Below are 20,976 nucleotides of genomic sequence, written 5' to 3' on the forward strand. Positions count from 1 at the left end.
TCGGGGGTGTCTCGCCGCGGCCGCACGGCGCGGGCGCTCATGGGTGTCACCGCCGCGGCGGCGCTGGTGCTGACCGGATGTAGCGAGAAGACCACCGGTGATTCGGGTGCGGCCGATACCGGCGGGCTGTCCATCAAACCGGTGATGCAGGTCGACGACGCCGGTAAGGAGGTCCCGGCCGCCGATGCCGCTGCCGCCGCCGATCCGGCCGGCGACGGTTCCGCGACCTGCCCGCCCACCACCTCGATCGCCATGGCCGGCGCGCTGACCGGCCCGGACGCGGCGCTGGGCATCAATATCGTCAACGGTGTGAAGCTGGCGCTGGACCAGCACAACAAGGCCAATCCGGGCTGCCAGATCCAGTTGAAGGAATTCGATACCGAAGGCGATCCGCAGAAGGCCAGCCAGGTGATCCCGCAGATCGTCAACGATCCGTCGGTGATCGGCCTGGTCGGACCAGCGTTCTCCGGGGAGACCAAGGCCACCGGCCAGATCCTCAGCGATGCCGGACTCGTCTCGGTGAGTTCCTCGGCCACCAACGCCACGCTGACCAAGAACGGCTGGAAGTCCTTCTTCCGCGGTCTGGCCAACGACGACGTGCAGGGTCCGTCGGTGGCGAAGTACCTGGTGGACAATGCCGGGTACAAGAAGGTGTGCGTGATCCAGGACAACACCGATTACGGTGTCGGCCTGGCCGCCAGCATCACCGAAGGACTGGGCGCGGCGGCGGATCCCGCCTGCGCGGCGAGCATCAAGAAGGGTGACAAGGACTTCTCCGCCACGGTCACCAAGATCTCGGGTGCCCAGCCGGACGCCATCTTCTACTCCGGCTATTACGCCGAGGCCGCTCCGCTGGTACAGCAGTTGCGCTCCGGCGGCGTGGACGCCACCTTCGTCTCCGCCGACGGCACCAATGATCCGCAGTTCGTCTCGCAGGCCGGAGGTTCGTCGGAGGGCGCGGTGCTGTCCTGCCCCTGTGGTCCGGCGCCCGGCGAATTCGCGACCGCCTACCAGGAACTCAACAAGCAGGCGCCCGGCGTGTACTCGGTCGAGGCCTACGACTTGGCGACCATTCTCGCGACCGGTATCGACGACGGGAAACTGACCCGCCCCGATCTGCTGGAGTACGTGCGCGGCTACAGCGGTGACGGGCTGGCGCGGCACTACCAGTGGAACGCCGACGGCGAACTGTCGTCCGCGCTGATCTGGATCTACGAGGTCGGATAACGCTCGGCGCGCGGTACGCGCACCCGGGGGTGCCGGGGGCGCGTACCGCGCGCTGCGCCGAGCAGGGCCGATGATGATGAGGGCGGATTACGAATGACAGCATCCATGCCGGCCGAGGTGGCCGTCTGGGCGCAGGGATCGATCGATTTCAACTACGAGGGCGTGATCGATCAGTTCTGGAGACTGACGGTCGACGGCCTGTCCTACGGGGCGATCTACGCACTGGTGGCCGTGGGCTACACCCTGGTTTACGGGGTGCTGCGGTTGATCAACTTCGCGCATTCCGAGGTGTTCATGCTCGGTATGTTCGGGCAGTACGTGGGGCTGATGCTGCTGGGATTCTCACCGAGCGGCAACGTCTACAGCGAGGGTGTCGTCCTCACGGTCACCTATCTGGCGCTGGCCATGGTCTTCGGTATGGCGGTCTCGGGCGCGACCGCGGTCGGGCTCGAACGCGTGGCCTACCGGCCCCTGCGCCGCCGCGGCGCCAGACCGCTGACCTTCCTGATCACCGCGATCGGTATGTCGTTCGTGCTGCAGGAGTTCGTGCATTTCATCCTGCCGAAACTGTGGCCGGATCTCGGCGGCACCAACGCGCAGCAGCCGATCATGCTGGTGGAGCCCACGGTGCAGTTCACCATCGGCGGCGCCGAGGTCACCAATGTGACCCTGGTGATCGTGGTGTCGGCGGTGGCGCTGGCGGTGCTGGCCGATGTGCTGGTCAACCGCACCCGCTTCGGGCTCGGAATCCGGGCGGTGGCACAGGATCCCGATACCGCGACCCTGATGGGTGTCTCGCGGGAGCGGATCATCATGCTGACCTTCCTCATCGGCGGTCTGCTGGCCGGTGCCGCCGCGATGCTGTTCGTGCTGAAGATTCCCAACGGCATCATCTATTCCGGCGGTTTCATCCTCGGTATCAAAGCCTTCTGCGCCGCCGTCCTCGGCGGTATCGGGAATCTGCGGGGCGCGCTGCTCGGCGGGCTGGTGCTCGGAGTGGTGGAGAGCTACGGGCAGATGTTCTTCGGCACCGAATGGCGCGATGTGGTGGCGTTCGTGGTGCTGGTGCTCGTGCTGTTCTTCCGGCCGACCGGCATTCTCGGTGAAAGTCTCGGGAGGGCGCGCACATGAGTACAGCGAAAACCGAGACCCGGCGCGGCCTGGGTGACGAGATCCGCGCCTGGTGGGCCGGGTTGAGCCGGCCCGCGCAATGGGCGGTGGGGGTGCCGGCGCTGCTGCTGCTGGCCCTGCTGCCGCTGTTCCCGCCCCCGCTGCTGGACACCCCGGGCACCAGTTTCGGCGGGGTGATGGCCCAGTTCGCCATGTACGCGCTGATCGCCATCGGTCTCAACGTCGTGGTGGGGCAGGCCGGGCTGCTGGACCTCGGGTACGTCGGCTTCTACGCGGTCGGCGCGTATACCGTCGGCCTGCTGACCAGCCCGAACAGCCCGTGGAACCAGACCGACGGCGGCTGGCTGAATTCCGATTGGGCCTGGCTGGCCTGCGTTCCGCTGGCGATTCTGGTGACCGCGGTCGCCGGATTGATCCTGGGTTCGCCGACCCTGCGGCTACGCGGCGACTATCTGGCCATCGTCACCCTCGGTTTCGGTGAGATCGTGCGGCTGCTGGCCGACAATCTCGGCGAGCTGACCAACGGGAGCCTGGGTCTGTCGGGAATCGCCTATCCGCGAGTCGGCGAATCCGAGAGCCATCCCAACGGGGTGTTCTCCGCCGGCAATGTCGGCAACCCGGAGAGCTCCGATCTGCTGGAACGCGCCAATTCCGGTACCTGGTGGTACTGGGTCGGCATGATCGCGGTGGTCGCGGTCCTGCTCCTGGTCGGCAATCTGGAACGCAGCCGGGTCGGCCGGGCGTGGGTGGCCATCCGCGAGGACGAGGACGCCGCCGAGATCATGGGTGTGCCCACGTTCAAATTCAAATTGTGGGCGTTCATGATCGGCGCGGGAATCGGTGGCCTGTCGGGCGCCCTGTTCGCCGGGCAGGTGCAGTTCATCAACCCCACCGGTTTCAACATCATCAACTCGATGCTGTTCGTCTGCGCGGTGGTGATCGGCGGGTCGGGTAACAAACTCGGGGTGATCGTCGGCGCCTTCCTGGTGGTGTATCTGCCGAACCGGCTGATGTCGGTGGAGATCGCCGACGACGGGACCACCGGATATGTACAGCTGGCGATCGTGGCGGTGCTGTTCGTGGCGCTGCTGGCCGGCTGGCGGCTGTGGGCCCGCAACCTCACCGGCCTGCCGCGCTGGGCCTATCTCGCGGTGTCGGTGCTCGCGGCGGTGTACGCGGTGCTGCTGCTGAGCAGTGTGCTCATGACCTTCGCCGGCGGCGCGAAGAGTCTCGGTGACCTGAAGTATCTGTATTTCGGTATCGCACTGGTGGTGATGATGATCCTGCGACCCCAGGGCCTGTTCCCGGTCCGGCAGAAACTACTCGCCTACGGCAGGCAGATCGTGCGGGCCGTGCGCCGTCCGGTGGGCGGCGCGAGTGCGGAGGCGGCGTCGTGACCGGACCGCATGCGGGCGACGCCCTGTTCGACAACGAGGATATGGCCGCGGGATACACCGCGGCCGAGGCCACACCGAGATCGGCGGGGGTCGTGGATGTCACCGCCGTCGATCCGGCGCTGGCCGATGCCGATGCCGTCGCCGAAGTGGTGGCCGCGCACCGGGAGATCCGCACCGAGGTGGGTGCGCCGCTGCTGAGCACGGAGGATCTCACGGTGCGCTTCGGTGGGCTCACCGCGCTGGATTCGGTGAGTTTCGAGATCCGCCGCGGCGAGATCCTGGGTCTCATCGGCCCCAACGGCGCGGGCAAGACCACCTGCTTCAACGCGATCACCGGGGTGTACCGGCCGGCCGCGGGGACCGTGTATTTCGACGGCAAACCGCTGACCAAGACCAAACGCAACGCCATCACCCGGCTCGGTATCGCCCGGACCTTCCAGAACGTCCGGTTGTTCGGGGAGATGACCGCCCTGGAGAACGTGGTCGTGGGCACCGACGCCCGCCATCGCACCTCGGTGGCGGGGGCCATCCTGCGGACAGCGCGGCATCGGCGCGAGGAACGCGACGCCGTCGAACGCGGTATGGCGCTGCTGGAATTCGTGGGTATCGCGCCGCGCGCGGTCGAGAAGGCGCGCAATCTCTCCTACGGCGATCAGCGCCGGCTCGAGATCGCGCGGGCCCTGGCGACCGAGCCGAAACTGCTGTGCCTGGACGAACCGGCCGCCGGATTCAATCCGAGTGAGAAGTCCGCGCTCATGGATCTGATCCGCAAGATCCGCGACGACGGGTTCACCGTATTGCTGATCGAGCACGATATGCGGCTGGTGATGGGTGTCACCGACCGCATCGTGGTCCTGGAGTTCGGCCGCAAGATCGCCGACGGCCTGCCCGCCGAGATCCGCACCGATCCGGCGGTGATCGCGGCGTACCTGGGGGTGCCCGACGACGAACTGACCGACGCGGACGTCTCGGCGTCCACCGTCGCGGCGCGCGCGGAACAGGACGATCGATCCGGCGGAGCGGAGGAGCGGCGATGAGCGCGACGGGCGCCCGGGACGAGAAATTCGGCGGCGAACCGCTGCTCGAGGTCGACGATATCGTCGTGCGATACGGCAGAATCCAGGCCCTGCACGGGATCTCGCTGCAGGTCGGCGAGGGCGAACTGGTGACCCTGCTCGGCGCCAACGGCGCCGGGAAGACCACCACGATGCGCGCGCTGTCGGGTCTGCTGCCGCTCAGCGGTGGGCGGATCCTGTTCGAGGGTCGCGATATCAGCCGGTTGAAAGCGCACGAACGGGTACTGGCCGGGCTGGTCCAGGCGCCCGAGGGCCGGGGCGTGTTCCCCGGGATGACCGTGCGCGAGAACCTCGATATGGGCTGTTACGCAAGGCCGTTCAAGAAGAAGGCCGATCACGACGCGGCCCTGGAACGGGCGTTCGAGCTGTTCCCGCGCCTGCGGGAACGGCAGAAACAGGTCGGCGGCACCCTGTCCGGCGGCGAACAGCAGATGCTGGCCATCGGCCGCGCCCTGATGGCGCGGCCCCGGCTGCTGCTGCTCGACGAGCCGTCCATGGGTCTGGCGCCGATGGTCATCCAGCAGATCTTCCGGATCATCGCCGAGATCAACGCCACGGGTACGACCGTGCTGCTGGTGGAACAGAACGCCCGGCAGGCCCTGGCGCGCAGCGATCGGGGCTACATCATGGAGACGGGCGAGGTCACCAAGACCGGGCCCGGCCGGGAACTGCTCGACGATCCGGCCGTCCAGGCCGCCTACCTCGGCGTCGGCTGACGAGCGGCGGCGGGCCCGCCCGGACGAAAAGGCGTCGGCGCGGCCCGTCGCCCCGACGGCCTGCCCGGTTGTCGGGGGGAGTCCCTAGACTCTCGGAGTGTGACCCCACCGACCACCGCGCAGCCGACCGCCCCCGCCTCCGCCGATGCCTCCGGATCCTCGGGGGAGCGGCCCACGCTGCTGCTACTGGACGGGCACTCCCTGGCGTACCGGGCGTTCTACGCACTGCCGGCGGAGAACTTCCAGACGGTCACCGGCCAGACCACCAACGCGGTATACGGGTTCACCGCCATGCTCATCAACCTGCTGCGCGACGAGAAGCCCACGCATATCGCGGCGGCCTTCGACGTTTCCCGCCAGACCTTCCGCGTGGACGCCTATCCCGAATACAAGGCGAACCGCGCCAAAACGCCCGACGAGTTCCGCGGCCAGGTCGAACTCACCAAAGAGGTGCTGGGCGCGCTCGGCGTACCGGTGATGGCGATCGAGGGCTACGAGGCCGACGACATCATCGCCACCCTCACCACCCAGGCCGTACCCCAGGGCTTCCGGGTCTTCATCGTCACCGGCGACCGCGACGCGATCCAGCTGGTCAACGACGACGTCACCGTTCTGTACCCGAAGAAGGGCGTCTCCGACCTCACCCGCTTCACACCCGAGGAGGTCGAGGTCAAATACGGGCTCGGTCCCACCCAGTACCCGGACTACGCGGCGCTGCGCGGCGATCCCAGCGACAACCTGCCCGGTATCCCGGGTGTGGGGGAGAAGACCGCCGCGAAATGGATCCGCGAATACGGCGATCTGAACACCCTCGTCGACAAGGTCGACGAGGTGCGCGGCAAGGTCGGCGACGCGCTGCGCGCGAACCTCAGCAGCGTGGTCCTCAACCGTCAGCTCACCGAAATGGTCCGCGACGTACCCCTGCCGTACACACCGGATCAGCTGGCCCAGGGCGCGTGGAACCGCGAGCGGATCCACCAGCTGTTCGACGACCTGGAATTCCGGGTGCTGCGCGACCGGCTCTTCGAGACGCTGGCGCCCCCGACCACCGAGGCCGAGGCCGGATTCGAGATCAGCGGCAGCACACTGGAACCCGGAAGCGTCGCCGATTGGCTCGCCGAACACGCGAAAGCGGAGTCCCGGCACGGGCTCTCCCTCTCCGGAAACGGCGCACCCGCCGCCGGTGACGTCCGGGCCCTCGCCATCGCCGGCGCCGACGGGGAATCCGGCTATATCGACGTCACCGCACTCACCGCCGAGGACGAGGCCGCGCTCGGCGCCTGGCTGGCCGACCCCACCCGGTACAAGGCGCTGCACGAGGCCAAGAGCGCGATCCACGCCCTGCGCGGTCGCGGCTGGACCCTCGCCGGACTCACCAGCGATACCGCGCTCGCGGCGTATCTGGTGCGGCCGGGGCAGCGCAGTTTCAACCTCGACGACCTCTCCCTGCGCTACCTGCACCGTGAACTGCGCAGCGAAACCGACGCCACCCCGCAGCTGTCGCTGCTGGACGCCGAGGATTCCGTCGACGCCGAACTCGCCCAGAACGAGATGCTGCGAGCCCGTGCCGTCGCCGATCTGGCCGACGCCCTCGACACCGAACTCGCGAAGATCGAATCCACGCCGCTGCTCGACGAGATGGAACTGCCGCTGCTGGGCGTGCTCGCCGAACTCGAGGACGCCGGTATCGGCGTCGACACCGACCGCCTCGGCGAACTGCAGCGGCAATTCGCCGACAAGGTCGCCGAAGCCGCCGAAGCCGCGTACGGGGTCATCGGCAAACAGATCAACCTGGGCTCACCCAAACAGCTACAGGTGGTGCTGTTCGACGAACTCGATATGCCCAAGACCAAACGCACCAAGACCGGCTACACCACCGACGCCGACGCGCTCGAATCGCTCTACGAGAAGACCGAGCATCCATTCCTGCAGCATCTGCTCGCCCACCGGGACGCCACCCGGCTCAAGGTCACCGTCGACGGCCTGCTCAAAGCCGTCGCCGACGACGGCCGCATCCACACCACCTTCAACCAGACCATCGCCGCCACCGGCCGGCTCTCCTCCACCGAACCGAATCTGCAGAACATCCCGATCCGCACCGATACCGGCCGGATGATCCGCGATACCTTCGTCGTCGGCGCCGGCTACGAATCGCTGATGACCGCCGACTACAGCCAGATCGAAATGCGCATCATGGCCCACCTCTCCGGCGACGAAGGCCTGATCGAGGCCTTCAACTCCGGCGAAGACCTGCACAGCTTCGTCGCCTCCAAAGCCTTCGACATCCCGATCGGCGAGGTGTCCCCGGAACTGCGCCGCCGCATCAAGGCCATGTCCTACGGCCTGGCCTACGGGCTCAGCTCCTACGGCCTGTCCGCCCAGCTGAAGATCAGCACCCAGGAGGCGAAGGAGCAGATGGACATCTACTTCGCCCGCTTCGGCGGTATCCGCGACTACCTGCAGGCAGTCGTCGAACAGGCCCGCAAGGTCGGCTACACGCAAACCCTCTTCGGCCGCCGCCGCTACCTGCCCGACCTCGACCACAGCAACCGCCAGCGCCGCGAAGCCGCCGAACGCATGGCCCTCAACGCCCCCATCCAGGGCACCGCGGCCGACATCATCAAGGTCGCCATGATCAACGTGCACCGGGCCCTCTCCGACTCCGGCCTGCGCTCCCGCATGCTGCTGCAGATCCACGACGAACTCGTCTTCGATGTCGCCCCCGGCGAAGAGGCCCAGCTGCGCGAACTGGTCCTGGACAAGATGTCCTCCGCCATCGAACTCTCGGTCCCGCTGAGCGTCTCGGTCGGCGTGGGCCGCAGCTGGGACGCGGCCGCGCACTGAAATATTGGAGCAGCTCCGCTGCTCGAGGTTCGGCCCTCCTGAGCGTCTGTCGTCAGCCCTCGAGACTCGTGGCTTCGCCACATGCGCTTCGAGGGCTGACGACAGACGCGGGCCGAACCATTTCGGGGTATTCGGCGCGGGGGTGGGGTGGTCGTCCGTGCCGGCGGTTACCGCGCGTGGTCGCTGGAAGGCACGGGGGATTCGTTATCGGCGCAGGATTTCCAGCAGCAGTTCCGGCCGGTCGGTGAGGATGCCGGTCACGCCGATGTCGACGAGTTGCCGGAGGTCGTGTTCGGGGGTGTCGGCGCTGATATCACCGTAGAGAGTGTCCGCGCAGGTCCATACCGGCACTCCGCGCGCGATGACGCTTTCGACGAGCCGGGCGCCGATGCCGGGGTCGGGTAGCAGCCAGGACGGCCAGAGGCGCACGAGGTGTGCACCGGCGTCGACGAAGGCCGCGATATCGGAGGGGTCCGGCGGGAGGTCGGTTCGTCCGGGTACGAGCGCCAACGTGCGCAGGCGTGGATCGAGCCGGGTGAATTCGTGCAGATCGGCGACCGTGCGCGGACCGAGGATCACCGTGTGCGAGGCATCGAAGTGCTCTGTCAGCTCGACGATTTCCGCCTTGGCTTCGGGTGGGCAGTCCTTGATGTCGAGGAGCAGGTGTACCCGATGTCCCTGAAGCACCTCGAGTACTTCGCGGTAGGTCGGTATCCGCTCCCCGGTGAATGCCGAACCGGCGAGCCGGCCCGCGTCGAGAGCCTTGATCTCGGCCAGGGTCAGGTCGGCGACTCGGCCGTGGCCGTCGGTGGTCCGATCCACCGTATCGTCGTGCATGACGACGAGGTGCCCGTCGGCGGTGACCCGGAGGTCGATCTCGATCGCGTCGACGTCGAGTGTGATCGCGCCGCGGAAGGCGGCCAAGGTGTTCTCCGGGAGACCGGGCGCGAGTCCCCGGTGCGCGACAACGGTTACTCCGGTCGATACAGGCACTCGCCGAGTCTGACACCTGCCGCCCCGTCCCGCCGAACACCACCACCGACTCCAGCCAGACCTCCAGCAGGGTTCGGCGTCCGACCGAGGCCTCCGACCGGGTTCGGGCGTCCAAGCGAGTCCCCGGACCGGGTTCGGCCCGCGTCTGTCGTCAGCCCTCGAAGCGCATGTGGCGAAGCCACGAGTCTCGAGGGCTGACGACAGACGCTCAGGAGGGCCGAACCTCGAGCAGCGGAGCTGCTCCAAATCACATAACGGGGTGGGGATTGTCGGTGGCGGGGCGGTGACCTGGGGAAACAGTACTCGTCGGTAGGAGAAACGGCGGGCGAATATGGTTGCCAACCGCGCAGGGAGTCTTTATTGTCGAGCACGTGCATTTCCCTGCCGACGGCCTCTGTGCCGCGCCGATGGTCGCTGATCGCGACGGCGCGGCGCTTCTCGCGCGCACTGCGGAGCGGGCACGTCGGCTACTTGCCGTAGTAGTAACCCGCCGTAGCGGGGTCTGATTCGGACCGGCCCCCTCGCTGCGGGCCCCCTTTTTTTCCTGGCTTTTGCTGGTCCCCCTGAAACCTGCCGACCTTCTCTGGGAAGACCTACGTGCTCATGACCACTGTGATTCTGGAAAACGACCCTCTGACCACGGCCGCGCCACGCAGCCTGCGCACCGAATGCGCCGAGCTGACCGCGGCCCAATTCAACGACCGCTACGGCGAGTGCGCCGGGCCGATACGGCTGGCGGGCTGGTCGTCGACGGGGGCGCGCGGCGGCGCCTTCACCGCGACGCTCGAGTTCCCGGGCTGGTCCCGGTCGGTTGTGGCCGCCGGTAATCCGATCGCCGCGATGACCTCCGCGCTGTACGAGGCGGGATATCCGGTGGAGATTCTCCGATTCCACCAGCGGCGCACTCCGGCGGGTACCGCCACGTTCGTGCAGTGTGAATCCGACGGCCGCCGGGGCTGGGGCGCCGCGCTCGCCACCGACGGTGCGGAATCCTCGGTGCGGGCGATGATCGCCGGCGTCAACCGGCTGGGTTAGCGAATACACCGACGGCGGGCTCCGCACCATCCCCGGAAAGTGCGGAGCCCGCCGTCGTCGTTCGATTCTATTCGGCCGCTTGGCCGTTGGCCGCCTGCTGTTCGGCGAGTTGTTTGCGGACCTCGTCCATATCGAGGGCTTTCACCTGGGAGACCAGGTCTTCGAGCGCGGCGGGCGGCAGCGCGCCGGGCTGCGCGAAGACCAGGACGCCTTCGCGGAAGGCCATGATGGTCGGAATGGACTGGATATTGGCGGCCGCGGCGAGGCCCTGTTCGGCCTCGGTGTCGACCTTGCCGTGCACGACGTCGGGATGCTGATCCGACGACGCCTCGTAGGTCGGGGCGAAGCTGCGGCACGGTCCGCACCAGGAAGCCCAGAAATCGACCAGCACCACGTCATTGCTGGTGACTACCTCGTCGAAGTTCTGCTGCGTCAGTGTCTGGGTGGCCATGACGTCCTCTCGTGGTCGGTATACAGGCTGCAACGCCGGCCCCGGCCGCGGTTGTTCCGCGACGGTGTCGTACGCCACCGGACCCCACCCTACGTGCCGTCACCGGGCGTCGCGGGGCGCGCGTCCTCAGCCGTGTTCGGCGATTGTCCAGGCCCGTCGCGCGTCGCCGTCCCAGCGGCGGATTCCGACCACCGTCGCGGTGATGTCCTTATCGGTGGCGACGGCCGTGACCGCGTCACCGATCCGCTGGGGCAGCACCCGGCGGGCCAGCGTGACGTGTGGTGTCCAGTGACCGGGCCGCAGATTCGCCGGGATATCGGGGCACGGTGAGACCACCTGATGCACCCGGCGGTGCCAGGCGAGCAGTTGTTCCGACGGAGTCACGGCGCGTACCAGGATCGGGCGCCGGGCGCCGAAGACCAGCACACCGCCGAGACGTATCGGGAAGGGGCGGAACGGCAATCGGTCGAGTTCCTGTTCGATCCGCGGCCAGATCTGCCGGGCGACCGCGACGGTGATGTGCGGCCGGTGGGTGTCGATATCGCCGCCGGTCCGCCGGCCATGTCCGAGCCCGGGCAGGCCCGCTTCGGCGAGCAGTTCCCACTGTCGCCGGATCCGCTGCTCCGCTGCCTCGTCGAGCAGCAATTCCACCGACTGCACCATGATCCTCAGACGGTAACTCCTCGGCGGGCCGGGCCACCGGACTATGGCCGGGGCCGCCGCGCCCGAGATCAATTCTCGGTTACACCGGCTGTGTCGGGTGCCGCGGTGGCCTACTGTCCCTGGCAACGTCGACGTGTGGCGGAGTCCCACGGTTCCTCGCGAGCGGCAGGTGGTGGAGGTGGCTGATCGATCCGGGATCCGGCGGCGCCGGGTGTTGTGCGGGCTGGCGGGGGTTCTGCTGACGGCCGGTTGCGTGACCAATATCGAGGACACCGGTCCGGTCCCGCCGAAGGTCGCCGTACAGCCCGTGCCCGCTCTCGCCGAACGGGTACCGCCCGGGATCAGAGCGGCGGGCGAGGTGGTCGTGGGGGTGAATGTGCCGTATCAGCCCAACGAGTACCGCGACCGGCACGGTGCGATCGTCGGGTTCGATATCGATCTCATGGACGCGGTGACCGCGGTGCTGGGTATCCGGGCCCGCTACACCGAATCGGCGTTCGAGAAGATCATTCCGGCGGTTCAGGCCGGTACCTATGACATCGGCATGTCGTCGATCACCGATTCGGCGGAGCGCGAGGAGCAGGTGGATTTCGTCACCTATTTCACCGCGGGGGTGCAGTGGGCGCAGCGCACCGGTGACGAGGTGGATCCGGAGAACGCCTGCGGGAAGCGGGTGGCGGTGCAGGCGACGACGGTCGAGCATATCGAGGAGGTCCCGGCCAAGAGCGAGGCGTGTGTCGCCGCGGGCCGCGATCCCATCATCATCCAGGCCTTCGACGAGCAGAGCGCGGTGACGAACGCGCTGGTATTGGGCCAGGTCGACGCGATGTCGGCGGATTCCCCGGTCACCGCCTACGCCGTCAGGCAAACCGACGGCAAGATCGAACCCGCGGGCCCGGTGTTCGACGCCGCGCCGTACGGATGGGCCCTGGCCAAGGGATCGCCGCTGGCCCCCGTGCTCCGGGACGCGGTGCAGTATCTGATGGACGACGGCCGGTACCGGCAGATCACCGAGAACTGGGGTGTCCAGGAGGGTGCGCTGGGCACCTCCGTGATCAACGGCGCGAGGAGTTGACGCCATGACCGCCGATCCGCGCGTGTCCACCGAGAAGGATCCACCCGAAGCCATCCGGGCGGTCCCGCTGCGCCGGCCCGGGCGCTGGATCTCCGCGGTCGTCATCCTGCTGCTGGCCGGGTTGTTCGTCTACGGCGCGGCCACCAACCCCGCCTATCGGTGGGATGTGTACTGGGACTATCTGCGGGATACGCGGATCGCCGCGGGCGCCGTGGTCACCCTGGAGCTCACGGTGCTCGCGATGGCGATCGCCGTCGTGCTCGGCGCCGTGCTCGCGGTGATGCGGTTGTCCCCGAATCCGGTGCTGCGCGCCGCCTCCTGGGTGTACCTGTGGATTTTCCGCGGGACGCCGGTCTATGTGCAATTGGTGTTCTGGGGGCTGGTGCCCTCGCTCTACCAGCAGGTGGCGTTCGGGGTGCCGTTCGGTCCGCGGTTGTTCGAGATCGATGTGCAGGGCCTGCGGGCGGCCTTCTTCTTCGCGATGATCGGGCTGGCGCTCAACGAGGCCGCGTATATGGCCGAGATCGTGCGGGCCGGGATCAACTCGGTCGGGGAGGGCCAGCGGGAGGCCTCCGTCGCACTCGGGATGTCCTGGTCGCAGACGATGCGCCGGACGGTGCTGCCGCAGGCGATGCGGGTGATCATTCCGCCGACCGGCAACCAGCTCATCAGCATGCTGAAAACGACCTCGCTGGTGGCCGCCATTCCGCTGAGTACCGATCTGTTCGGCCGCGCCCGCGATATCTACGGGGTGAATTTCCTGCCGATACCGCTGCTGCTGGTCACCGCGACCTGGTATCTCGCGATCACCAGCGTGCTGATGATCGGGCAGTACTACCTGGAGAAATACTATTCGCGGGGCATATCCCGGCAACTGACGGCGAAGCAGTTGCGGGAATTGGCCGACGCGCGGGGTGAGGTGCGGGCGAAATGAGCGAGACGGCGGTACCCATGATCCGGGCGGACCGGGTCTGTAAGAGTTTCGGCGCGCTGAAGGTGCTGGAGGGCATCTCGCTGGAGGTCACCCGGGGACAGGTGCTGTGCCTGATCGGCCCTTCCGGATCGGGGAAGTCGACATTTCTGCGGTGTATCAATCACCTGGAACAGGTGGACGCCGGGCGGCTCTATGTCGACGGCGAACTGGTCGGCTACCGCGAACGCAACGGCCGTCTCTACGAATTGCATCCGCGGGAAGCGGCCCGCCAGCGCCGCGATATCGGCATGGTGTTCCAGCATTTCAATCTGTTTCCGCACCGCACCGTCCTGGGCAATATCGTGGAGGCGCCGACGCAGGTCAAGAAACAGTCCCGGGCCGAGGCCCGCGAACGCGCCGGGGAGCTGCTCGAACGAGTGGGATTGGCGGAGAAGGCGAACGCGTACCCCGCGCAACTGTCCGGAGGTCAGCAGCAGCGGGTCGCCATCGCCCGGGCCCTGGCCATGGACCCGAAACTGATGCTGTTCGACGAGCCGACCTCCGCGCTGGACCCCGAACTCGTGGGCGAGGTGCTCGCGGTGATGCGGGAACTGGCGGAATCGGGGATGACCATGGTCGTGGTGACCCATGAGATGGGATTCGCCCGTGAGGTGGCCGACGAACTGGTGTTCATGGATCAGGGTGTCGTGGTGGAGTCGGGGCCGCCCACGGAACTGCTGACCGCTCCCCGCCACGATCGCACCAAGGCGTTCCTGTCGCGGTTGCTGTGAACCGGCCGGTCAGCGGAAGTGGATCCGGGCGGCCACCTGCTCGGTGAATTCGCCGGTGGAGGCCAGTCCGCCGAGATCGGCCGTGGCTATACCGGCGGCGAAGGTGGCTGCGACGGCCCGGTCGATGCGGTCGGCGGCGCGGGCGAGCGCGGGCCGGTCGTGCCGGGTCGCCAGCCAGCGCAGCAGCATGGCGGACGACAGTTGCAATGCCACCGGATCGGCCCGGTTGCGCCCGGCCAGATCGGGCGCGGCGCCGTGCACGGCCTGGGCCATGGCCCGGGTGCCGGAGCAGTTCAGCGAGGCCGCGATACCCAGTGACCCGCCGAGTTGGGCGGCGAGGTCGGAGAGGATATCGCCGAACAGGTTCTCGGTGACCAGCACGTCGTAATCGGCCGGGGCCCGGACCAGATGGGCGGCGGCCGCGTCGACATGCTCGTCGTCGACGCGGACCCCGGGATACTCCGGCGCCACGGCGTAGCAGGTATCGCGGAACAGGCCCATGGTCAGCGGCAGCACATTCGCCTTGTGCACGATGGTCACCCGGCCGCGCCGGGCGGCGGCCAGCCGGAACGCCTCGTGCGCTATCCGCTCGGTGGCCGCCCGGGTCACCATTCCGACGGAGAGTGCGATATCGGGGGTGGGGCAGAATTCGCCGGATCCGACGGCCATGTTCCGGTCGGCGTAGAAGCCCTCGCTGTTCTCCCGGACCACGACCAGATCGATATCGGGCGCCGCCGCGCCGACGCCCGGAAAGGCTTTGACGGGCCGGATATTGGCATGCAGCCCGAAATGCCGGCGGATGGCGCCGCCGGGGGCGATGCGGTGCTCCGGGGGATAGGAGGCGTTGTCGTGGGGGCCGAGGATCCAGCCGTCGGTCCCGCCCAGGCCCGCGAGCGTGGATTCCGGTAGGGCCGTGCCGTATTCGGCGATGGCGTCGCGGCCCATGGGAAGTGCCACCCACGCGACCGGTGTGAGCCCCTCCACCGCGACGGCCTCGTCCACCACCCGCCGGGCCGAGGCCACCACTTCGGGGCCGATTCCGTCGCCGTCGACGATTCCGAGCCGCAGCGGCTCGCCGGGTTCCGTCCGATCCATCCGGTCATGGTCGCAGGACCGGAGGGTTCACCGCGGAGGCGGGCCGGGCGGGCCGGGATTCCGGTACCGCCGGTTCGGGTGGGTTGTCCGGATCTGAGGCAAGATGCTATCTTGGTGATATCACTTTGATAGAGGGAGGATGTCATGACATTCCGGAACGCCGTTCGGGTCAACGGGTTCGTCGTCTTGCTGATCTGGCTGATCCTGACCGTCGCGCTGGCGGCCGTCGCCGTCGCGGGATTCGTCGCGGCCGCGCAGGACCAGAACACCGTCGGCCTGATCGGGGCGATCGTCGCCTGTGTGCTCGCCGGACTGCTGCTGCTCGGCATCACCGGTTTGACGGTGGTGAACCCGAACGAGGCCAAGGTCGTCCAGTTCTTCGGCCGCTACATCGGATCGGTGAGCGATCCGGGTTTCTTCTCGGTCCTGCCGCTGACCGACCGGCGCAGTATCTCGCTGCGGGTACGCAACTTCGAAACCCAGAAACTCAAGGTCAACGACGCCGACGGTAATCCGGTGGAGATCGCGGCCGTGGTGGTCTACAAGGTCGTGGACAGTTTCAAGGCCGCCTTCGCCGTCGACGACTACGAGGAATACGTCGAGACCCAGTCCGAGGCCGCCGTGCGGCACCTGGCCACCACCCACCCCTACGACGCCCACGACGCCGACCGCATCAGCCTGCGCGACGGCGCCGAGGTCGCCGAGGAACTCACCGTCGAGTTGCGGGAACGGACCGCCACCGCCGGTATCGACGTCATCGAGGCCCGGATCACCCATCTCGCCTACGCCCCGGAGATCGCCCAGGCGATGCTGGTCCGGCAGCAGGCCAACCAGGTCGTCGCCGCGCGGACCCGGATCGTGGAGGGCGCGGTCGGGATGGTCGGGCTGGCGCTGGAACGGCTCACCGCCGAGGGGATGGTCGAACTGGACGAGGAACGCAAGGCGGCCATGGTGTCGAACCTGCTGGTGGTGCTGTGCGGAGACCGGCCGACGCAGCCGGTGGTCAATACGGGATCGCTGTACAACTGATGGTCGAACGCAAGAAGGTCCTGCTCCGGCTCGACCCGGCGGTGTACGACGCGGTCGCGAAATGGGCGGCCGACGATCTGCGCAGTGTCAACGCGCAGATCGAGTTCGCCCTCCGGCGGGCACTGGAGCAGGCCGGGCGCCCGGCGCGCCGTACCCACGGCGACGACTCCTGAACAGTTCCGGAACGGGCCCCGCCGAGGAATCCTCCGCGGGGCCCGGCTGTGGCCGCGGCAGCGGGCCGAGGAGGGAACTATTCGCGGCGGCCGGGTTTGCGGCAGACGAAGATGGCCGTGCCGGGGAATATCCGGCCGCGTAGCGGGCTCCACTGCCCCCATTCGCGGTCGAGCCATTCCGGCCAATCGGGTTCGACGAGATCATCGAGGATCAACCCGGCCGCCCCTATTTCCCGGACGCGGTCGCCCAGGGTCCGGTGGTGTTCGACGTAGGTGCACCGGCCCTCGTCGTCGTATTCGGTATAGGGAGTGCGGTCGAAATACGGAATGACGGCCTCCATACCGGCCGGGCCCGGATCGTCGCGGAAGATCCAGCGCATCGGGTGGTTGACCGCGAACACCCACAACCCGCCCGGACGCAGCACCCGGGCCACCTCCCGCATCACCCGCGCCGAATCGGCGACGAAGGGCACCGCGCCGAAGGCCGAGCACGCCAGGTCGAAGGATTCGCCGGCGAACGGCAATGCCTCGGCGCCCGCCTGGACCAGCGGAACCCGGGGCCCGCCGGCGGCCATCGCGGCAAGGCCCCGTGACAGCATCCCGCGCGAGATATCGAGCCCCACGGGGTGTGCCCCCTGCCCGGCCAGCCACCGCGCGCAGGGCGCCGACCCGCAGCCGACCTCCAGGATCCGCTTTCCGGCGAGGTCGTCGCCGAGCAGGTGCATATCGCCTTCGTGCAGGCCCTCCGGGCACCAGACGAATTCCCCGGCGGGGCTGTCGGTGCCCAGGAATTCCCCGTGGGTATCGTGGTACTGGCCGGCGTCGGCATCCCACCAGCGCCGGCTCGCGCGTTCGCTCTCGGTCGAACCGATCCGGGAGCGTGCGGCGCCCGTGGTTCCCAGTACGGCGGTGGCCTGAGCGTGGCGATCTTGAACGAGGTCGTCGGACACGACGCGAAGCCTATAGATTCGCCCCGGGGGGTCGTTTGCCCGGCTGGACGGGGGTCGCGTACGCTGAACGCGCAAGTGATCACACCCGGAGCCGCTGGGTGTATCGCAGCGTACCGAAAGTCTCAATGTCCGCAACCGATCACAATCCGTCCGGAGCAAACCGCCACATGCCCACCACCGTCACCTCGCCGCAGGTAGCCGTCAACGATATCGGCTCCGCCGAGGACTTCCTCGCCGCCATCGACGCCACGATCAAGTACTTCAACGACGGCGATATCGTCGAAGGAACCATCGTCAAAGTCGACCGCGACGAGGTCCTGCTCGACATCGGTTACAAGACCGAAGGCGTCATCCCGTCTCGCGAGCTCTCCATCAAACACGATGTCGACCCGAACGAGGTCGTTTCCGTGGGCGATGAGGTGGAGGCTCTTGTCCTCACGAAAGAGGACAAAGAGGGTCGCCTGATCCTGTCCAAGAAGCGGGCTCAGTACGAGCGCGCCTGGGGCACGATCGAGGAGCTCAAGGAGAAGGACGAGGCCGTTCGCGGCACCGTGATCGAGGTCGTCAAGGGCGGTCTGATCCTCGATATCGGGCTGCGCGGCTTCCTGCCGGCGTCGCTGGTCGAGATGCGCCGCGTCCGCGATCTGCAGCCGTACGTCGGCAAGGAGATCGAGGCCAAGATCATCGAGCTCGACAAGAACCGCAACAACGTGGTTCTGTCGCGCCGGGCGTGGCTGGAGCAGACCCAGTCCGAGGTGCGCAGCGAGTTCCTGCACCAGCTGCAGAAGGGCCAGGTCCGCAAGGGTGTGGTCTCCTCCATCGTCAACTTCGGCGCCTTCGTCGACCTCGGCGGTGTCGACGGTCTGGTGCACGTCTCCGAACTGTCCTGGAAGCACATCGATCACCCGTCCGAGGTGGTCGAGGTGGGCAACGAGGTCACCGTCGAGGTCCTCGACGTCGATCTGGACCGCGAGCGGGTCTCGCTGTCGCTGAAGGCCACCCAGGAAGATCCCTGGCGGCAGTTCGCCCGCACCCACGCCATCGGCCAGATCGTGCCGGGCAAGGTCACCAAGCTGGTTCCGTTCGGTGCGTTCGTCCGCGTCGAAGAGGGCATCGAGGGCCTGGTACACATCTCCGAGCTGGCCGAGCGCCACGTCGAGGTCCCGGACCAGGTCGTGGTCGTGGGCGACGACGCGATGGTCAAGGTCATCGACATCGACCTGGAGCGTCGCCGGATCTCGCTGAGCCTCAAGCAGGCCAACGAGGACTACAGCGCCGAGTTCGATCCGTCGAAGTACGGTATGGCCGACAGCTACGACGAGCAGGGCAACTACATCTTCCCCGAGGGCTTCGATCCCGAGACCAACGAATGGCTCGAGGGCTTCGACAAGCAGCGGGAAGAGTGGGAAGGCCGCTACGCCGAGGCGGAGCGCCGGCACAAGATGCACACCGCCCAGATGGAGAAGATGGCGGCCGACGCCGCGGCCGAGGCCGTCAACGGTGGCGGGTCGTCGAACTACTCCTCCGAGAGCGGCGCGCAGACCAGCGGTGGCGGCCAGACCGAGTCCGCCGGTGGCTCGCTGGCCAGCGACGCGCAGCTCGCGGCCCTGCGGGAGAAGCTCTCCGGCAACGCCTGAGAGATACCCGCGGCGCTGAAGTAGCCGATCGAACGAAGACCCCGGTCCTGATTCAGGACCGGGGTCTTCGTCTGTTCACCCGCTTCCCGTCCGGCCGGACCGTCGCGTGTCCGTGGCGGCGGTACCGCGCGTCAGCCGGCGGGCGCGGGAATCCAGCGCATCCGGACCCGCGGCACCACCGTCCGGCGGCGTGCGGCCGAGAGACTGTGCTGCGCGGGAAGTGTCAGCGCGGTGAACCAGGAACGCCGGTGTTTCTCCAGATAATTCGCGACGGCCGGAATAAGCAGGCAATGCACGCGTCCGGCCGAACCCAGCCGGTGGCGGCCCGAACTGTTTTCCCTGATGCGCATACTCTTTCCTCCGCTTGTTCGTAACAAGTGCTATCGGAAAAAGGGCAATTCCGGTCGGTGTTGCACGCACGCGCAGATTATCGGAGGAATGCGGATTACCAGGATATTTCTGCGGTCCGGGCGGCGGCGGGCGTGTCGGAGATGCCGGGGCCGCGCCCTGATCCGGCCTCGAATTCCCGCGGATGCGAGACTGAGCGAATGTTACGAATCGGCCTCACCGGAGGTATGGGTGCGGGTAAATCGACGGTGGCGCGGGCGCTCGCGGAACTCGGGGCGGTGATCATCGACTCGGACCTGATCGCACGGGAAGTGGTGGCCGTGGGTACGCCCGGACTGGCCCGGCTGGTCGAGGCGTTCGGCGAGGACATCCTGGCCGCGGACGGCAGTCTCGACCGCCCGGCCCTGGCGGCCAAGGCCTTTCGCGACGACGAATCCCGCACCACGCTGAACTCGATCACGCATCCGCTGGTCGGACAGCGTACGGCCGAACTGCTGGCGGCGGCCGCGCCGGACGCCGTCGTGGTGCAGGATGTGCCGCTGCTGGTGGAGAACGGAATGGGCCCGCTGGTCAACCTGGTGGTGATCGTCGACGTCGCCGCCGAGACGAGGCTGCGGCGGCTGGTGGAGTTCCGCGGGGTGCCGGAGGCCGACGCGCGCGCCCGGATCGCGGCGCAGGCCACCGATGAGCAGCGCTACGCCGCGGCCGACGTTCTCCTGGACAACAACGGCGCCGCCGGCGAGGTGGAGAAGCAGGTGCGCCGGCTCTGGGACGAGCGGCTGGTGCCGTTCGAGGCGAATATCCGGTCCGGGACGGCCGCGGCGCCGCGCCCGGGGATCCACGACCCCGATCCCCGGTGGGACGCGCAGGCTCAGCGTCTCATCGCCCGGTTGCGGGTCGCGGCGGGCGCCGCCGCGGTCCGGATCGACCATATCGGGCCTACCGCCGTCGCCGGTCTCACCGCCCGCGATGTGCTCGACCTGCAGATCACCGTGGCCGATCGGGCGGCCGCCGACGGGCTGGGCGAGGCGCTGGCCGGTGCGGGTTTCCCGGCTGTCGGCGAGCCTGTTCGGACCGACCCCGAACCGTCCGCGGTGACCGCCGTGGACGGCGGCGGGGCGCCGACCCACGGGAACGCCGATCCCGGGCGCCCCGCCTACGTGCACGTCCGGGTGGCGGGCAGCCCGGCCCAGGAGTTCGCCCTGTCCTTACGCGATTGGTTACGTGCCGACGCGGGCGGCCGCCGCGAATACGCGGCGCTCGCCGAGAAGGCGGAGGCGGCGTCGGCGGGGCTCGAGGGTGCCGCGGCCGCGGATGCCTACCGGGCGGTGGCGCAACCCTGGTTCGACGAGGTGTTTCCCGGGGTGACCGCCCGGCAGGCCGGGCACCGCGACTAGGAGACGGAACCCGGCAGCCACCCGCGCCGGGAATT

The 20,976-nt window shown here is 68.1% G+C and carries 20 protein-coding genes; 14 read left to right on the forward strand and 6 right to left on the reverse strand.

Annotated elements, in window-relative coordinates; translation table 11 throughout:
• Nucleotides 1–39: 39 nt before the first annotated feature.
• The 6 genes from ACZ6SF_RS19420 to polA all read left to right on the forward strand — a co-directional run bounded on the left by ACZ6SF_RS19420 (nucleotide 40) and on the right by polA (nucleotide 8,391).
• Nucleotides 40–1,227 carry a branched-chain amino acid ABC transporter substrate-binding protein gene (locus ACZ6SF_RS19420; RefSeq protein WP_466063633.1) on the forward strand — a complete coding sequence of 396 codons (1,188 nt, stop codon included), beginning with the start codon at nucleotides 40–42 and terminating at the stop codon, nucleotides 1,225–1,227.
• 93 nt (nucleotides 1,228–1,320) lie between these two features.
• Nucleotides 1,321–2,358 (forward strand): branched-chain amino acid ABC transporter permease, encoded by a 1,038-nt coding sequence (locus ACZ6SF_RS19425; protein WP_466063528.1) that lies wholly within the window; start codon nucleotides 1,321–1,323, stop codon nucleotides 2,356–2,358.
• Nucleotides 2,355–3,755 carry a branched-chain amino acid ABC transporter permease gene (locus tag ACZ6SF_RS19430; RefSeq protein ID WP_466063529.1) on the forward strand — a complete coding sequence of 467 codons (1,401 nt, stop codon included), beginning with the start codon at nucleotides 2,355–2,357 and terminating at the stop codon, nucleotides 3,753–3,755. The genes ACZ6SF_RS19425 and ACZ6SF_RS19430 overlap by 4 nt, the downstream gene beginning before the upstream one ends.
• A 41-nt stretch (nucleotides 3,756–3,796) precedes the next feature.
• A complete protein-coding gene (locus tag ACZ6SF_RS19435) occupies nucleotides 3,797–4,792 on the forward strand; it encodes an ABC transporter ATP-binding protein (RefSeq protein ID WP_466063634.1) in 996 nt (331 codons plus the stop codon).
• On the forward strand, nucleotides 4,789–5,547 hold the full coding sequence (locus tag ACZ6SF_RS19440; RefSeq protein WP_466063530.1) for an ABC transporter ATP-binding protein: 759 nt from the start codon (nucleotides 4,789–4,791) through the stop codon (nucleotides 5,545–5,547). Before ACZ6SF_RS19435 ends, ACZ6SF_RS19440 begins: the two co-directional genes overlap by 4 nt.
• Nucleotides 5,548–5,646: 99 nt before the next feature.
• Nucleotides 5,647–8,391, forward strand: a complete 2,745-nt coding sequence (polA, locus tag ACZ6SF_RS19445) for a DNA polymerase I (RefSeq protein ID WP_466063531.1) — start codon at nucleotides 5,647–5,649, stop codon at nucleotides 8,389–8,391.
• 204 nt (nucleotides 8,392–8,595) lie between these two features.
• Here the strand turns inward: polA and ACZ6SF_RS19450 are convergent, their stop codons facing one another.
• Nucleotides 8,596–9,384, reverse strand: a complete 789-nt coding sequence (locus ACZ6SF_RS19450; protein WP_466063532.1) for a glycerophosphodiester phosphodiesterase — start codon at nucleotides 9,382–9,384, stop codon at nucleotides 8,596–8,598.
• A 603-nt stretch (nucleotides 9,385–9,987) separates the two neighbouring features.
• Here ACZ6SF_RS19450 and ACZ6SF_RS19455 point away from each other — a divergent pair.
• A complete protein-coding gene (locus ACZ6SF_RS19455; protein WP_466063533.1) occupies nucleotides 9,988–10,419 on the forward strand; it encodes an alpha-isopropylmalate synthase regulatory domain-containing protein in 432 nt (143 codons plus the stop codon).
• Nucleotides 10,420–10,486: 67 nt separating this feature from the next.
• Here ACZ6SF_RS19455 and trxA read toward each other — a convergent pair whose 3' ends face one another.
• Together trxA and ACZ6SF_RS19465 are read right to left on the reverse strand one after the other, a co-directional pair.
• Nucleotides 10,487–10,870 carry a thioredoxin gene (trxA, locus tag ACZ6SF_RS19460; protein ID WP_466063534.1) on the reverse strand — a complete coding sequence of 128 codons (384 nt, stop codon included), beginning with the start codon at nucleotides 10,868–10,870 and terminating at the stop codon, nucleotides 10,487–10,489.
• A gap of 126 nt (nucleotides 10,871–10,996) precedes the next feature.
• Complete coding sequence (locus ACZ6SF_RS19465; RefSeq protein ID WP_466063535.1) at nucleotides 10,997–11,533, reverse strand: 2'-5' RNA ligase family protein; 537 nt, start codon at nucleotides 11,531–11,533, stop codon at nucleotides 10,997–10,999.
• A gap of 172 nt (nucleotides 11,534–11,705) precedes the next feature.
• Here ACZ6SF_RS19465 and ACZ6SF_RS19470 point away from each other — a divergent pair, with 172 nt between their 5' ends.
• Genes ACZ6SF_RS19470 through ACZ6SF_RS19480 form a run of 3 tightly spaced genes read left to right on the forward strand, consistent with a single transcriptional unit; the run spans nucleotide 11,706 to nucleotide 14,312 of the window.
• Nucleotides 11,706–12,608 (forward strand): ABC transporter substrate-binding protein, encoded by a 903-nt coding sequence (locus ACZ6SF_RS19470; protein ID WP_466063635.1) that lies wholly within the window; start codon nucleotides 11,706–11,708, stop codon nucleotides 12,606–12,608.
• A gap of 4 nt (nucleotides 12,609–12,612) precedes the next feature.
• Complete coding sequence (locus tag ACZ6SF_RS19475) at nucleotides 12,613–13,542, forward strand: amino acid ABC transporter permease (RefSeq protein ID WP_466063536.1); 930 nt, start codon at nucleotides 12,613–12,615, stop codon at nucleotides 13,540–13,542.
• Nucleotides 13,543–13,559: 17 nt separating this feature from the next.
• Nucleotides 13,560–14,312 (forward strand): amino acid ABC transporter ATP-binding protein, encoded by a 753-nt coding sequence (locus tag ACZ6SF_RS19480; protein ID WP_466063636.1) that lies wholly within the window; start codon nucleotides 13,560–13,562, stop codon nucleotides 14,310–14,312.
• Between the two features lie 9 nt (nucleotides 14,313–14,321).
• Here the strand turns inward: ACZ6SF_RS19480 and ACZ6SF_RS19485 are convergent, their stop codons facing one another.
• A complete protein-coding gene (locus ACZ6SF_RS19485) occupies nucleotides 14,322–15,407 on the reverse strand; it encodes an isocitrate/isopropylmalate dehydrogenase family protein (protein WP_466063537.1) in 1,086 nt (361 codons plus the stop codon).
• Between the two features lie 144 nt (nucleotides 15,408–15,551).
• Between ACZ6SF_RS19485 and ACZ6SF_RS19490 the strand changes: the two genes are divergently transcribed.
• Together ACZ6SF_RS19490 and ACZ6SF_RS19495 are read left to right on the forward strand one after the other, a co-directional pair.
• Nucleotides 15,552–16,436, forward strand: a complete 885-nt coding sequence (locus ACZ6SF_RS19490) for an SPFH domain-containing protein (RefSeq protein WP_466063538.1) — start codon at nucleotides 15,552–15,554, stop codon at nucleotides 16,434–16,436.
• Nucleotides 16,436–16,609 (forward strand): type II toxin-antitoxin system antitoxin, encoded by a 174-nt coding sequence (locus ACZ6SF_RS19495; protein WP_466063539.1) that lies wholly within the window; start codon nucleotides 16,436–16,438, stop codon nucleotides 16,607–16,609. The genes ACZ6SF_RS19490 and ACZ6SF_RS19495 overlap by 1 nt, the downstream gene beginning before the upstream one ends.
• Before the next feature lie 77 nt (nucleotides 16,610–16,686).
• Here ACZ6SF_RS19495 and ACZ6SF_RS19500 read toward each other — a convergent pair whose 3' ends face one another.
• A complete protein-coding gene (locus ACZ6SF_RS19500; RefSeq protein WP_466063540.1) occupies nucleotides 16,687–17,559 on the reverse strand; it encodes a class I SAM-dependent methyltransferase in 873 nt (290 codons plus the stop codon).
• A 167-nt stretch (nucleotides 17,560–17,726) separates the two neighbouring features.
• Between ACZ6SF_RS19500 and rpsA the strand changes: the two genes are divergently transcribed.
• Nucleotides 17,727–19,196, forward strand: coding sequence for a 30S ribosomal protein S1 (gene rpsA, locus ACZ6SF_RS19505; protein WP_449998069.1), 1,470 nt, complete (start codon nucleotides 17,727–17,729; stop codon nucleotides 19,194–19,196).
• A gap of 131 nt (nucleotides 19,197–19,327) precedes the next feature.
• Here the strand turns inward: rpsA and ACZ6SF_RS19510 are convergent, their stop codons facing one another.
• Nucleotides 19,328–19,546 (reverse strand): hypothetical protein, encoded by a 219-nt coding sequence (locus ACZ6SF_RS19510; RefSeq protein ID WP_466063541.1) that lies wholly within the window; start codon nucleotides 19,544–19,546, stop codon nucleotides 19,328–19,330.
• Nucleotides 19,547–19,744: 198 nt separating this feature from the next.
• On the opposite strand from ACZ6SF_RS19510, the gene coaE reads away from it, so the two are divergent.
• Nucleotides 19,745–20,941 carry a dephospho-CoA kinase gene (gene coaE / locus ACZ6SF_RS19515; RefSeq protein ID WP_466063542.1) on the forward strand — a complete coding sequence of 399 codons (1,197 nt, stop codon included), beginning with the start codon at nucleotides 19,745–19,747 and terminating at the stop codon, nucleotides 20,939–20,941.
• Nucleotides 20,942–20,976 lie beyond the last annotated feature (35 nt).

This window comes from Nocardia sp. NPDC049935, assembly GCF_055586645.1.

Excerpts from the sequence above, each read along its gene's own strand:
- ACZ6SF_RS19420 (WP_466063633.1), top strand. The coding sequence starts at position 40 with ATGGGTGTCACCGCCGCGGCGGCGCTGGTGCTGACCGGATGTAGCGAG.
- ACZ6SF_RS19425 (WP_466063528.1), top strand. The coding sequence starts at position 1,321 with ATGACAGCATCCATGCCGGCCGAGGTGGCCGTCTGGGCGCAGGGATCG.
- ACZ6SF_RS19430 (WP_466063529.1), top strand. The coding sequence starts at position 2,355 with ATGAGTACAGCGAAAACCGAGACCCGGCGCGGCCTGGGTGACGAGATC.
- ACZ6SF_RS19435 (WP_466063634.1), top strand. The coding sequence starts at position 3,797 with ATGGCCGCGGGATACACCGCGGCCGAGGCCACACCGAGATCGGCGGGG.
- ACZ6SF_RS19440 (WP_466063530.1), top strand. The coding sequence starts at position 4,789 with ATGAGCGCGACGGGCGCCCGGGACGAGAAATTCGGCGGCGAACCGCTG.
- ACZ6SF_RS19455 (WP_466063533.1), top strand. The coding sequence starts at position 9,988 with ATGACCACTGTGATTCTGGAAAACGACCCTCTGACCACGGCCGCGCCA.
- trxA (WP_466063534.1), bottom strand. The coding sequence starts at position 10,870 with ATGGCCACCCAGACACTGACGCAGCAGAACTTCGACGAGGTAGTCACC.
- ACZ6SF_RS19465 (WP_466063535.1), bottom strand. The coding sequence starts at position 11,533 with ATGGTGCAGTCGGTGGAATTGCTGCTCGACGAGGCAGCGGAGCAGCGG.
- ACZ6SF_RS19475 (WP_466063536.1), top strand. The coding sequence starts at position 12,613 with ATGACCGCCGATCCGCGCGTGTCCACCGAGAAGGATCCACCCGAAGCC.
- ACZ6SF_RS19480 (WP_466063636.1), top strand. The coding sequence starts at position 13,560 with ATGATCCGGGCGGACCGGGTCTGTAAGAGTTTCGGCGCGCTGAAGGTG.
- ACZ6SF_RS19485 (WP_466063537.1), bottom strand. The coding sequence starts at position 15,407 with ATGGATCGGACGGAACCCGGCGAGCCGCTGCGGCTCGGAATCGTCGAC.
- ACZ6SF_RS19490 (WP_466063538.1), top strand. The coding sequence starts at position 15,552 with ATGACATTCCGGAACGCCGTTCGGGTCAACGGGTTCGTCGTCTTGCTG.
- ACZ6SF_RS19495 (WP_466063539.1), top strand. The coding sequence starts at position 16,436 with ATGGTCGAACGCAAGAAGGTCCTGCTCCGGCTCGACCCGGCGGTGTAC.
- rpsA (WP_449998069.1), top strand. The coding sequence starts at position 17,727 with ATGCCCACCACCGTCACCTCGCCGCAGGTAGCCGTCAACGATATCGGC.
- ACZ6SF_RS19510 (WP_466063541.1), bottom strand. The coding sequence starts at position 19,546 with ATGCGCATCAGGGAAAACAGTTCGGGCCGCCACCGGCTGGGTTCGGCC.
- coaE (WP_466063542.1), top strand. The coding sequence starts at position 19,745 with ATGTTACGAATCGGCCTCACCGGAGGTATGGGTGCGGGTAAATCGACG.